General features: G+C 73.5%; 7 protein-coding genes. All 7 read right to left on the bottom strand.

The window, feature by feature from the left end; translation table 11 throughout:
* Nucleotides 1-34: 34 nt before the first annotated feature.
* Nucleotides 35-2,581, bottom strand: coding sequence for a DUF4118 domain-containing protein (locus IE226_RS18900; RefSeq protein WP_190082446.1), 2,547 nt, complete (start codon nt 2,579-2,581; stop codon nt 35-37).
* Between the two features lie 133 nt (nt 2,582-2,714).
* Nucleotides 2,715-3,395 carry an ABC transporter ATP-binding protein gene (locus IE226_RS18905; protein WP_190082447.1) on the bottom strand — a complete coding sequence of 227 codons (681 nt, stop codon included), beginning with the start codon at nt 3,393-3,395 and terminating at the stop codon, nt 2,715-2,717.
* Nucleotides 3,396-3,472: 77 nt separating this feature from the next.
* On the bottom strand, nt 3,473-4,699 hold the full coding sequence (locus IE226_RS18910) for an alginate lyase family protein (protein ID WP_229871207.1): 1,227 nt from the start codon (nt 4,697-4,699) through the stop codon (nt 3,473-3,475).
* A 139-nt stretch (nt 4,700-4,838) separates the two neighbouring features.
* Nucleotides 4,839-5,795: an ABC transporter ATP-binding protein gene (locus IE226_RS18915; protein ID WP_190082449.1), complete on the bottom strand. Its 957-nt coding sequence runs from the start codon at nt 5,793-5,795 to the stop codon at nt 4,839-4,841.
* Complete coding sequence (locus tag IE226_RS18920) at nt 5,788-8,499, bottom strand: ABC transporter permease family protein (RefSeq protein WP_190082450.1); 2,712 nt, start codon at nt 8,497-8,499, stop codon at nt 5,788-5,790. Before IE226_RS18920 ends, IE226_RS18915 begins: the two co-directional genes overlap by 8 nt.
* Before the next feature lie 412 nt (nt 8,500-8,911).
* Nucleotides 8,912-12,475, bottom strand: a complete 3,564-nt coding sequence (locus tag IE226_RS44865) for an FtsX-like permease family protein (protein ID WP_268251286.1) — start codon at nt 12,473-12,475, stop codon at nt 8,912-8,914.
* Between the two features lie 112 nt (nt 12,476-12,587).
* Entirely contained in the window at nt 12,588-13,283 is a 696-nt protein-coding gene (locus IE226_RS18930) for a potassium-transporting ATPase subunit C (RefSeq protein WP_190082451.1), read from the bottom strand.

The following is a 13,283-nucleotide window of genomic DNA, read 5'->3' on the forward strand; positions in this document are numbered from 1 at the left end:
GTGCCGGTGGTGCCAGTGGTGCCAGTGGTGGCAGTCATGAGGTGGCCTGTGCGGAGAGGTCCGGCAGGACCGGGGGTCCGCCCGACGCGGCCCGCAGGGTGAGGACCATGGTGAGGCCCCCGCCCGGGGTGTCCTCCGCCTCCAGCGTGCCGCCCATGGACTCCACGAAGCCGCGTGCGACCGCGAGACCCAGGCCCACGCCCGCGCCGCGCGGGGCGTCGCCGTAGCGCTGGAAGGGCTCGAAGATGCGGTCCTTGGCGGCATCGGGGACGCCGGGGCCACGGTCCACGACACGCAGTTCGACGCGGTCGCCGAGGGCGCTCGCGGAGACCAGGACCGGTTCGGCGTCGAGGCTGTACTTGACCGCGTTCTCGACGATGTTGGCGACCGCCCGCTCCAGGAGTCCCTTGTCGACGGTGACCATGGGCAGCGTCTCGGGGATGTCGAGGTCGGCGCTGCCGTCCGGGACGCCGCCGAGCGCCATCGGGACCACCTCGTCCAGGTCGATCTCGCGGATCAGCGGGGTGACCGTGCCGGTCTGCAGGCGTGACATGTCCAGGAGGTTGCCGACCAGGTGGTCAAGGCGGTCGGCGCCGTCCTCGATGCCTTCGAGGAGCTCGGCCTGGTCCTCCTCGGACCAGGCGACGTCGTCGGAGCGCAGGGAGGAGACGGCGGCCTTGATGCCCGCGAGGGGCGTACGCAGGTCGTGGCTTACGGCGGCGAGCAGCGCGGTGCGGATGCGGTTGCCCTCGGCGAGGGTGCGGGCCTGCTGTGCCTCGTCCTGGAGGCGCCGGCGGTCCAGGACGACGACGGCCTGTGCGGCGAAGGCGGCGAGTACCCTGCGGTCCTCGGCGGGCAGGACCCGGCCGGACAGGGCGAGCGCCATGTGGTCGCCGACCGGCATGTCCACGTCCGCGTCCTCGGGTCGGTCGAGCGGACGGCCGTCGCCGACGCGGCCCGCGCAGGTCCAGGGGGCGACGTCGCCGGCCCGCTCCAGGAGGGCCACGGAGTCCATGCTGAAGGTCTCGCGCACGCGTTCGAGCAGGGCGTCCAGGCTGGTCTCGCCGCGCAGCACGCTGCCCGCGAGGAAGGAGAGTATTTCCGACTCCGCGCGCAGCCGGGCGGCCTGGTGGGTGCGGCGGGCGGCGAGGTCCACCACGGAGGCGACGGAGATCGCGACGCCCACGAAGACGACTATCGCGACGATGTTCTTGGAGTCGGAGATCGTCCACAGGTGCCGCGGCGGCGCGAAGTAGTAGTTCAGGAGCAGCGAGCCGAAGGCCGCCGACGCCAGGGCCGGCAGGAGGCCGCCGAGCAGGGCGGCGGCGACCGTGAGCGTCAGGAACAGGAGCATGTCGTTGGCGAGGCCGAGATCGGCGTCGACATGGGTCAGGAGCAGCGTCAGGAGCGCCGGACCGCCGACGCCGACCAGCCAGCCCCAGATGGACCGGGAGCGCCCGAGCCGTGCCCCGCGCGCCACGGGCAGGCCGCGCCCCTTGGCCACCTCGTCGTGCGTGACGATGTGGACGTCCAGGTCGGGGCCGGACTCGCGGGCGACCGTGGCGCCTACGCCGGGTCCGAAGATGTACTGCCAGGTCTTGCGGCGCGAGGAGCCGAGGACGATCTGGGTGGCGTTGACGCCGCGGGAGAAGTCGAGCAGCGCCGCGGGTATGTCGTCGCCCACCACGTGATGGAAGGTGCCGCCCAGGTCCTCCACCAGCGTGCGCTGGACGGCGAGCTCCTTGGGCGACGCGGCGGTCAGTCCGTCGCTGCGGGCGATGTAGACGGCGAGGATCTCGCTGCCGGAGCCCTTGGCGGCCATCCGCGACGCGCGGCGGATCAGCGTGCGGCCCTCGGGGCCGCCGGTCAGGCCGACGGCGATGCGCTCGCGGGCCTGCCAGGTGGAGCGGATGCCGTGCTCGCCGCGGTACTGCTGGAGGTATTCGTCGACCCGGTCGGCGACCCAGAGCAGCGCGAGTTCGCGCAGGGCGGTGAGGTTGCCGGGCCGGAAGTAGTTGGACAGGGCCGCGTCGACCCGGTCGGGCTTGTAGATGTTGCCGTGCGCCATGCGGCGGCGCAGCGCCTGGGGCGACATGTCGACCAGCTCGATCTGGTCCGCGCGCCGCACCACCTCGTCGGGGACGGTCTCGCGCTGGCGTACGCCGGTGATCGACTCGACGACGTCGCCGAGGGACTCCAGGTGCTGGATGTTCACGGTGGAGACGACGTCGATGCCCGCGGCGAGCAGCTCCTCGACGTCCTGCCAGCGCTTGGCGTTGCGGGAGCCGGGGACGTTCGTGTGCGCCAGTTCGTCCACGAGGGCGACGACCGGGGCCCGCTCCAGGACGGCGTCCACGTCCATCTCGGTGAACAGGGTGCCGCGGTAGTCGAGATCCTTGCGGGGCACCTGCTCCAGACCGTGCAGCATCACTTCGGTACGGGGCCTGTCGTGGTGCTCCACGAAGGCGACCACGCAGTCGGTGCCACGCTCGATGCGGCGGTGCGCCTCGGACAGCATCGCGTACGTCTTGCCGACGCCCGGTGCCGAACCGAGGTATATCCGAAGCTTGCCGCGTGCCATGGCCCCATTGTCTTCCCGAATCCGCTCTGTACGCAGCGTCGACTTTACGACCAACAATTCCCGCGAATCGGACGAAGGTGCGACCGGGAGCGCTCTTTGACGCAACCCTGATGGCGGCGCCCGCGCCATGGCGTCAGCGCTCGACGATCCCGCCGTCGCTCAGTTCGAGGACCCGGTCGGCCAGGTCGAGCAGGCCCGCGTCGTGCGTGGCGACCAGGGCGGTGACGCCCTCGCCGCGCACCACGGCACGCAGCAGCTCCATCACCGCGAGCCCGGTCTCGGCGTCCAGCTGGCCGGTGGGCTCGTCCGCGATGAGCAGGGAGGGCTTGTTGGCGAGCGCGCGGGCGATCGCCACGCGCTGCTGCTGTCCTCCGGAGAGCTCGCCCGGCCGCTGCTCGGCGTGGTCGGCGAGTCCGACGAGGGCGAGCAGCAGCGCGACGCGCTCCTCGCGCGCCCGGGGGTCGGTCTTGCGGAGCCGGAGGGGTACGCCGACGTTCTCGGCGGCGGTGAGGATCGGGATGAGTCCGAAAGACTGGAAGATGAAGCCGACGCGGTCGCGGCGCAGCTCCAGGAGGCCGTCCTCGCCGAGTTCCGCGAGGTCGAGCCCTTCTACGGTGATCTTGCCCGCGTCCGGGGTGTCGAGCCCGCCGACGAGGTTGAGCAGGGTGGTCTTGCCGGACCCCGACCGTCCCTTCAGGGCGACGAGCTCACCGCGCGGGACGGCGAAGGAGACACCGCGCAAGGCGTGCACGGCGGAGGCGCCGCTGCCGTACGTCCGGCGCAGGTCCTCGACGACGACCGCGCTCTCGGCCATGCGCACTCCCCCCGTGCGGCCCCTGTGGGGCCGGGCGCCAGTATGGTCACCGCACGCCCGGCCCGACAAGGTCCGGATCAGCCCGGGTTGTCCGCGTGGGTCAGGGTCTCCCAGGCGACGAACAGGTTGTTGGAGCCTGCCGGGCGGTTGCGCTCGGTGAGCTTCTGGGTGTTGGTCATGGCATGGCCGAGCCGGCTGTGCAGCGCGTTGTAGCCGACCTCCGTGACGGGCCCGAGGCCCCGGTGGACCGAACCGCCGCAGAGCGAGCTCGGCGGGGCCTCGCCCAGTTCGTACTTGGCGTGGAAGCCGAGCCCCTGTCGCAGCCGCTCCCCGACATCCGTCCTGTACAGATCTTCGCCCTGGATACGGCTGGTCTCGGCGACGTGGGAGATCGCGGAGAGGCCGTATCCGGTGTGGGTGAAGTCGCGGCACGTCTCCTGGGTGAGCCCGGTGGTGAAGGTGCCCTGGCCCTGCCAGTACTTGACGATCTTCGCGCGGGTGTCCAGGTTCTGGCTCGGCACGGTCCTGGGCAGCTCGCCGTCGGACGCGAGATAGACGTACGCGGCGGTACGCGTGCGGAACTTCGCCATCGCCTTGTCGTACGCCCCCTTGTCCTCGATGAAGACGGAGATGCCGATGGCGGCCTCCATCATCGACAGCTCCCAGTTGCCGTTGGAGTTGGAGCCGTTGATGATCTCGGGCAGGTAGACGTCGCGCAGCATCGTCGCGAAGCGGCCGGAGTTGGCCCAGCCGCCGGTGTACGTGTGCTTGATGATCTCGGCGGCCCTGGGCCAGGACGAGCCCGCCCAGCCGGTCTGGAGGGGGGCGTTGCTGTTGGTGTGGTCCTTGATGGTGGCGGGCCAGGCGTCCATCAGCTCGATGGACTTCTTGGCGTAGCGCTCGTCACGGGTGATGTACCAGGCGAGAGCCGTGGTGTACGCGGCTATCGCGTCCTCGCGCTCGTCGGTGCAGCCGTAGTCCGGGTCTGAATAGGAGCCGCATTCCACGACCGCGCGGGGCTTGGGCGTGCGCGACAGGGAGGCGTACCTGCTCCCCATCATCTGGTCGTAGGCGCCTTTCCAGGGCTGGGCGCCGGCGTTGACCTTCTCCCTGGTGAAGTCCAGCTGGCCGCGGGAGACGGTGACTCCGGGGTGCACGAAGGTGCCGGGCGCTGCGTCGGCGCGTTCGGCGCCGGGCCAGGCGAGGAGGGCGGCGACCAGGGCGGTCACCACGGTGGCGAGGGTCGCGAGGAGCGGCGTGCGGGGTCTGCGGTGGTGGCGCACGGGTGTGGGGGTGTGAGCCATGCGAAGGCCATCCATTCTCGTATGTGAACTTCAAGTGCCTTTCTGAACACGCGTGTTGGGCCGAGACCATAGGTACGGACCAGGCTTCCGTCAAGGCGTGAAGCCGGGGGTTGCGTACATGAGAAGACGCAGCTCCTGCTCAGGGGGCAGGCGGCGCGGAATCCGGGCTCTCGCCCCAGACGCCGATGTGGTCCGGCTCCTCCGTGAGGCGTACGCGCCCCCGCAGCCCGTACCGCTCGACGTAGTCGCGCGGCAGCTGCAACCGTCCCGCACGGTCCAGAACCGTGAACTCCTCGCCCGTGCCGCCCTGTTCCCGCAGGGTCTCCGTGGAGGTACGGCCGTCCCGGATGCGCACCGTGCGGCGGACCTGTCCGGAGACGAGCGGGTCGTGCGTGACGACCAGGACGGTCGCGCCGAGCTCCTCGTTGGCCCGGCGCAGAGCGGCGAACACCTCCTCGCCGCTGGTCGTGTCCAGCTCGCCGGTGGGCTCGTCGGCCAGGAGCACGCGCGGGGAGTTGGCGGAGGCGACCGCCACGGCGACGCGCTGCTGTTCACCGCCGGACAGCTCGCCGGGCCGCCGGTCGCGGCAGTACGCGACGCCGAGCACGCCGAGCAGTTCGGCGGCCCGCGCCGCGCGCTCGCGGCGGGGCACGCGCGCGTACTTCATCGGCAGCGCGACGTTCTCCAGTGCGGTGAGGTACGGCAGCAGGTTGCGCCCGGTCTGCTGCCACACGAAGCCGACGGTGGCCCTGCGGTAGCCCAGGCGCTCGCGGCGGCCCATGGAGAGCAGATCGTGCCCGGCGACCTTCGCCCGTCCCGCGGTCGGCAGATCCAGCCCCGACAGGATCGACAGGAGGGTGGATTTGCCGGACCCGGACGCGCCCACGAGGGCCATGCACTCCCCTTCGCCGACCACCAGGTCGAGCCCCTGAAGGGCCTGCACCTCCACCTTGTCGGTGCGATAGACACGTACGAGGTTGTCGCACACGACAAGGCCCTCGTCCCCGGCGGGACGGCGCGCGGCGTTCGCGCGGGCCTCCAGATCGGCGAGCTCAGGCGGCTCAGGCGGCTCAGGCGGCTCAGGCAGCTCAGTCATCGTGTCTCCCCATTCGCAGCACGGCTCCGAGGCCCCGCCGCCGTCCCAGCCACGTCTCCGCGCCCACCGCCGCGGCCATCAGGACCACGGTGCCCGCGGCCAGGGCCGCGGTGAACAGCGCGTCGGTCCGCGGGGCGGGCGCGGCGGGCCCGCCGGTGAACTCCCGCAGGTCGAGCGCGGGTCCGAGCAGCTGCGGCAGGGTCAGGCCGAGCGCGACGCCGCCGGCCACGGCCGCCAGCACCAGGGGCAGCAGCTGGAGCAGATGCAGCCCGGCGGTGGCGCGGGCGTCCAGTCCCAGCGTGCGAAGGCGGGCCGCGGTGCTGCCGCGCGCGGGGGCGGACAGCAGGAGTTCGAGCACGAGGGCCAGCAGCGCGAGGAGCACGGCAAGGGCCGTACAGGCGGTGTACGCGGTGGTCAGGGCCGCGGTCAACCCGTCGTCGTCGGCCTCGGCCTGCTCCTCGGCACGGACGCGCAGCTCGCCGGTGGCGGTGCCGGGCGCGGTGCGCGGGACGACGGAGCGCAGTTCGGAGACGTCCAGGTGCGGCCCGTACAGCAAGAGGGCGGACTCCTCGAACTCCCCCGCGTCGAAGCCCTCCAGATCCCGGTTGTCGGTCAGCAGGAGGTGCTCCCTGCCCTCGGCGGCGGCGCGCACGGGGCCGAGCACGGGGTCGTTCCGCACGGCGTCGGGCAGGGCGCCGACCACACGCAGGCGACGCTCCTTGCCGTGCACGGTGATGGTGAGGAGATCTCCGGCGTCGGCGGCATCGGCGAGCACACGAATGTCCGGAGGGCGGCTGCCGCGGCCGTGCCGGGCGGACTTGCGCTTGCCCTCGCCCTCGCCGAGTCCCGCGTCCCGTAGTGCGCGGGCGGCCGGGGAACGCGGCGTCGCTGTCCGGAGTTTCGCGGTGTCGATGCCCACCAGGCTCGCGATGCCGTAGCGCCCCCCGTCGGTGCCGCTCACCGGGTCGACCCGCAACTGGCGCACCGCCGCCGTTTCCCGCACTCCACGCGCGCGTGCCAGGCGGCCCGCGGTGTCGGGGTCGCGGCCGGCTCCCAGGAAGGCGGCGTCGGCGCCCACCCGCCACGCGACCGCGTCCCGCCGCCCCTCCGTCAGCGTCCCGGCGACAAGGCCGCCGAACACGGCACCGGCCAGCGTCACCACCAGGACGAGCAGCGCGAGCGCCCTGGCGGGGGCCTCCTTGGCGGCCCGGGAGAACGCGATGAGGGCCACGGCTCCGCGGCCCCGGCCGGCCCAGCGGGCGGCGAGGCGTACCGGCAAGGGGTAGAGGCGGACCAGTACGACGACCGTGGCCAGCCCGAGCAGCACGGGCACCGCGGCGAGCAAGGGATCGCCGCCCGCATCCCCCTCGGTCCCCCGGGCCCGGAGCGCGAAGACGCCCGCGAGGGCGAGAACGACCACGCCCGCCTCGGCGACGGCCCGCCGTCCTCTGCCGGCGCCCTTGTCCCGCAGAAGCGCCCGGTCCCGTACGGCCCACCAGGTCAGCAGGGGCAGCACCAGCCACACGCTCACGGCAACGAGCAGCCCGAGCCCGTACGCGGATGACGCCCCCGGCAGCAACGCGGCGACCGCGCAGCCGCCGCCGTACCCCAGCAGCACGGCCGGAGCGGTCTCCGCGGCCCGCCCCAGGGCGAGGCCCGTGGCCGACGCTCCACGCGCGCGTTGCAGCCGGTGGACGTCGAGCCTGCGTCGTACGGACAGCAGCGCACCGACCACGACGGCGGCGAACCCGACCGCCGTCACCGAGGCGAGCGCGAAGGAGATCACGACAGTGCCCTGCCGCCACTGCCGCTGGAACCCGGCCACGGCGTCCGGCAGTTCGGTGGCGCTCTCCGTCTCGGTCGCCGGATGCGTGCCGAGGGCGCAGGGCATGCTCTGGGTGACCATGCCGAGGTCGCACGTGACGCTCCGCACGGACTCCGGATAGCGGAGCATGAGGCGCTCGAAATCACGCCCGCCCTGATCACCGACGAAGCGCGCGGCGTCGCCGCCGGGGTCGAGCCGCATGCCCCAGATCACGGTCAGCTCGGCGTTCGCCTGGCTCTGCAGGACTTCGGCGCCGCGCGGCGCGAGGAGGGCGCCCGCGTATCGGACCGCGCCGTCCGTACCGCCGCGGGGGCCCCGTGCGGGGCGCGCGAGGAGGGGTTGTTCGCTCCAGAGGCGGCGGTCGCTCCCGGCGGCGTAGAACCCGACGACGCGTGCCTTCGCGTCCACGTTCTCCAAGGCGCCGGGGCCGAGCTTCAGTTCCTGCCCGAGCCGCAGCTTCATCGCGTCACGGGTGTGGGTGGAGACGGCGATCTCCACGACGCGGCCGTGCGGGGCCGGGGCGGGGGCCGGGGGCCGCCCTGCGGCGTACGCGGGGCGTGGTGGGGCGTCGGAGGCGTATACGAGGGACAGGGTGGTGCCGTCGCCGGTCCGTACGTTGGGCAGGGCGATCCGGGTCGAGTCGTGCGCGAGGTCTGGGCGCAGGGGCGCGGGGGCGGCGTTCTCGATGACGGTCGAGAGTCGCCGCAGATCGGCGTCCAGCTCGCTCTCCGCGCCGGTTCTCTCCACCTCGGGCCCGAACCGTACGCGGTGCGTGAGGCCGGGCGCGTCGCGCTGCGCTTGCTCTAGCCGTGACGCCAGAGCATGTCCGGCCGCGCGCTCCAGCAGTCCCGCTCCTCCTACGGCCACGGCGGCGAGCACCAGCACAAATATGGCCAGGCAGCCTCGGAGCCCCCACTCCCCCCACCTCACGGGCGCCGCCTCCCGATCCAGTCCCTCCGCGTCCGCCCTGACCGGACGGGCTCTCCCACCCGCCCGCCCGATTGCCCCGCGTCCTCGGGGCGGGGAACTTGCAGGAGGCCACCCACACCGCACCCACAGTCGGCCGCACGCGCGAAGGGGGCGAAGGGGTGTGCCGGTAATTCCGCCCGGGGCAAGGTTCGCAGGACTCCCGGGCCGAAGCGGACACTCGCCGCCGCCCAGCAGCGGACGGCGGGGCGGGACATACCGGCGCGGCCCCACACCAACGACCGGAACAGAGCAGCACCTCGCCCCGCAGCCAGCCCAACGTCCCAAACGCCCCAACCGCCCCAACCGCCCCCGGCGCGCCCCCTCACCCCTCCTCCCCCGCCCGCAACACCCGCCCCAAGTCCACCCGGCCCAGAACGTGGGCGGCCCCGCTCACCACCCCGCAGATCGCCACCGTCACCCCGGCCCCCACGAGGCAAACCCGCATCCATGGCACCTCCGTGAGCAAGCCGGGGAAGACCGGGTTCCCGGCCGCGTCCACCGTGATCACCGGCATGATCACAGCGGCCAGGCCCGCCCCCAGCAACGTGCCCAGAAACGCCGCCGCCCCGGCCAGCGCCAACTGCTCCGTCCACAGGTACGCGGCGAGTTGCCCCCGCCTGACCCCCAGCGCCCGCAGCAGCGCGAACTCGCGCCCCCTCGCCCGCGCCGAAAGCACCGTATGCAGGGTGAAGGCGATGACCGCGAATGCCGGGGCGAGGGCGAGGCAGAGCCACAGGCCCGCGCGTGCTCCGCGTCGCAGCGGATCCTCGCCGAGCTGCACGCGCGCGTGCGGCACGTCCACGGCGGTCCCGAGCCGGGGGCGATCCCGCACCGCCCGCCACGCGGCGGACGCGTCACCCCGGCCGTCCCCCACCTCCACATCGGCGCCCGCACCCGCACCCGCCCACCACACACTCTCCGCCCCCGGGAGCGCCCCGCTCAGCACCAACTGCGCGGCCATCGCACGCGAGTCGGCGAGCAGGCGGGGCCGGTCGCGCGCGACGCCCGGCACCGCGGCGATCCGCCCGATGATCTTCAGCCGCGCGCTGCCACCCGTGCTCCGCCGCACGGTCACGACGTCCCCGACCCGTACCGCCCCGGCTTCGAGAAGCGCACGATCGGCGAGGGCCGGCGCCGCGGGGCGCCGCTCGGCGCTGTCGGCGCTGTCGGCGCTGTCAGTGCCGAGCCGGACGCTCCACGTCGGGTACTTGAGCCGCGTATCGGGCCCCCGCAGCACCGCGTCCAGCAGCACCCCGGGCGCCGGGCGGTCCTTGCAGAGCACGGGCCCCGGCGACTCCCCCACCGTCCCGCGCGGCCGCTCCGCGCCAGGGCACCCCGCCCCGTAGCGGTCCGACGCGTCCTCGCGCAGGTCACGCCACTCCGCCTCATCGGTGAGCCCCGGCACCCGGTCGACACGGAGCCGGTAGGTACGCCGTACCGTCTCGCCCGTCATGCTCAGGTCGATCTGCAGAATCCGCAGGCCACCACCGCGTACCGGCACCTTCAGCGGAACCGTCCGGGGGCCGCCTTCCTTGAGAAGGGCGGCACTTGGATGGACGAGACCGTCCTCGTCCTCGAAATAGACGGTCAGCCGGACCGGCACGACCGCGCGGCCGGGGCCGTCCGCCGACAGCCGCACCCGGAGCGGAAGCTCGCCCGCCGCGCCTTTCGACCCCGACCCCGCCCCGGCGACAGCGAGCCCATGCTTCGCCACCCCCTTCCCCAGCGGCGCGACAAGCTCCCGCACAGGCCGTTCCGCCAGATCGTCCCGCAGCGAAGGCACTGGCCCCCGCGCGGTGTTGATGCCGGTGACGGTCACCGCGTCCTGCCCGATGTAGCCCTCCGTGTGCACCACAGGGGTGACCGCGTCGATGCCCGGCAGCGCGCCGTAGGTCGCACGCCGCTCCCCGGACGGCACGCTCTCCCCCGGCTCGATCCGTAGATCGGCGCCGACCGCGAAGGCGGCCTGATCGTGGTCCCCCCGGTCGAGAATGGCGAGGGCGGTGCTGCTCAGCGCCGCCACCGCGAGAGCGAGCGTCACCACGAGGGCGGGCCCCGCGTGCCGTGCCGCGCGCCGCCCGATCTGCCATCCGCCGAGCGGCAGCACGATCCCCCTGCCGCGCCGGGCAAGGGGATCGATGGCGCGCGTCAGGAGGGGCAGCAGGCGCAGTACGAGCAGCGCGGCGGCGGTGGTCATCACCACGGGAGCGAACACGAGCACGGGGTCGACGCCGTCACCGGTCACCGGCGAGCGGTACTGCCTCAGTTGCAGCCACCCGAGGACGGCCACCGCCCCCAGCGCCACATCGGCCCCCACCCGCTGCGTCCCCGCGAACCTCCCGGCCCGCAGGCGCAGGCGGCTCACCGCCCGCCGGTCCCGCACCACCCGCGCGGTGGGCAGCAGTACCGCGCAGCCGTGCACCACTACGGCGAAGGCGGAGGCCACCCACGCGGCACCGACCACGGCCACGTCCGGCGCCCGGCCGTGCAGCAGCCCCGCCCCTTCGAGCAGCCTCAGCAGCGGCCCGGCGAGGAAGGGCGCGGCGATACCCGCGGGGAGGGCGATCACCGCCCACTGCACTCCCGTCGACAGGACGAGCCGCCGCGTTCCCGCACCCCGCGCGGCCAGCAACGCCAGCTCCGGGCGCCGGTGTTCGGCGAGCTGGCGTCCGGTGAGCACCAGGGCCGCGACCGCGAGGGCGGCGAGCAGCGTGGCGGGGACGTAGAGCCCGGCGCGGGCCACGGCGATGGGTGTGGTGAGCCGGTCGAGCGCCCTGCGGAGCCCCGCCGATACGGTCAGATCGGCCTCGGCCTCGGCCTCGGTCTTGGTCTTGGTCCCTTTGCCGCGCAGCACCGAGAGCGAGGAATCGCTGCCGCCGAATTTTTTGGCCCGCTCCGTCAGCGGCCCGATGTCGCCGAGCCGCAGCTCTTGCGCCCTGGGCACGCCGAGCCACAGCGCGCCCGCGTCGTTCGCCAGCCCCGGCCGCGCCGTGAACGCGTCGCGCGTCGTGAGCGCGATGGAGTCGGCCGTACCGAACGTACTGCTCAGGCCGGCCCACACCGCGGGACCGCGCCCCTCGGTGGTGTAGAGCCCGACGACCTCCATCCGCACCGGACGCCCGCCGGCGCCACGCACGACGACCTCGTCGCCGGTCCGCACGGCGAGCTCGGCGGCAAACGCCCTGGTCAGCACAACCTCAACGGGCCCACCCGACACCCCGACCACACGCCCACCCGCACCGCCATCCGCCCCGGCCGCGCCGCCATCCGCCCCGGCCGCACCGCCGCCCCCACCGACCACACGGCCACCCGCACCGCCGCCCCCACCGACCGCACCGCCGTGCACACCGACGGCACCACCGCCCCCACTGCCGCCGCGACCGCCGAGCCCACCCGTACCCTCACCCGCACTCTCACCACCCCCACCACCGCCCCCGAGCCCACCCCCACCTCCCCGCGGCCACCGCCCCGCCACAAGTCCGGCGTGGGACCGTGCCCCTTCCAGTGCCACCACGGACACCGTGGCGTCCTCGCGGCGGTGGCCCCCGGCCTCGGTCACGGCGAGTTCGTCGTTGCGTGCCGCGGGGGCCCGCAGCGCGAGGCGTGTGCGGTGGGGCACGTCGCCGTAGGTGCGGTCGACCGCCGCCCGTACGTGCCCGTCCCATCGCCGTACGCGGTCTGCGTCGTAGCGCCCCGCGACCTCCACCGCGGCCTCGCGATCCGCGGCGAGCCGCTGCCGCACTCCGCCCTCGACCGCGTTCTCGGTCAGCGCGACAAGGGCGGCGAGCACGGTCGCCGCCAGCAGGACGGCGAGCCCGGCGGCCCCGAGCACCGTCCCGTGCCGGCGACCGCTCCGCACCATCGCAGGCACGCGCCGTCCACTCACCGCACCGGTCTCCCCCCGAGTGACCGGCACAGTATGGACGTACGCGATTGCGGCCCGCAATGCTCCGGTCGGACACCGAAGCACTGCTCACCACACACAAGTTGATGGGGCGTCAGCCAGCGGCATCCCCAGCCGCAAGCCCCTTCAGCGCGACGTTGAGCTGAAGGACATTGACCCGGGGCTCGCCCACAAAACCGAGGATCCGCCCGTCGACGTGCTCGTCGACCAGCTTCCGGACCTGATTCACGGCGAGGCCGTTCCGCTCGGCCACCCGGTGGACCTGGAGCTCCGCGTACCGCGGAGAGATGTGCGGGTCCAGACCGGAGCCGGACGAGGTGACGGCCTCGGCCGGCACGTCCGAGGGCCTGACCTTGAAGTCGGCGGTGGAGTTGTCCTTGACCACGGCGGCCTTCGCGGCCCTGACGTCCGCGATCAGGTCCTTGCTGTCGCCGGCGAGGTTCGTCGCGCCCGAAAGGATCAGGTCGTACCGGGTGTTCACCCCCGCGTCCCGGTTGGAGCCGAGGCCGTTGGACGGCCGGGGCTGGAACCACTTCAGATCCGGGTCCGCGGTCTCCTGCCCCTTCTTCAGCGGCAGGTCGTACCGCTGCCCGATGAGCTCGGAGCCGACGACCCTGCCCCCGCTCCTGACCTCGGAGCCGTTGGCCTTGTCGGGGAACAGGCCTTGGGCGATCCCGGTGACGGCGAGCGGGTAGACGACGCCGCAGATCACGGTGAGGACGAGCAGGGCGCGCAGCCCGGCCCCCAGCAACCGTGCCGTACTTCCGACACTTCCGACGGAGTTGTTCAT

It is taken from the genome of Streptomyces longisporoflavus, from assembly GCF_014649775.1.
Taxonomy (GTDB): domain Bacteria; phylum Actinomycetota; class Actinomycetes; order Streptomycetales; family Streptomycetaceae; genus Streptomyces; species Streptomyces longisporoflavus.

Coding starts and splice junctions, on each gene's coding strand:
- IE226_RS18915 (WP_190082449.1), bottom strand. CDS start 5,795: ATGACTGAGCTGCCTGAGCCGCCTGAGCCGCCTGAGCCGCCTGAGCTC.
- IE226_RS18910 (WP_229871207.1), bottom strand. CDS start 4,699: ATGGCTCACACCCCCACACCCGTGCGCCACCACCGCAGACCCCGCACG.
- IE226_RS18905 (WP_190082447.1), bottom strand. CDS start 3,395: ATGGCCGAGAGCGCGGTCGTCGTCGAGGACCTGCGCCGGACGTACGGC.
- IE226_RS18930 (WP_190082451.1), bottom strand. CDS start 13,283: ATGAACAACTCCGTCGGAAGTGTCGGAAGTACGGCACGGTTGCTGGGG.
- IE226_RS18900 (WP_190082446.1), bottom strand. CDS start 2,581: ATGGCACGCGGCAAGCTTCGGATATACCTCGGTTCGGCACCGGGCGTC.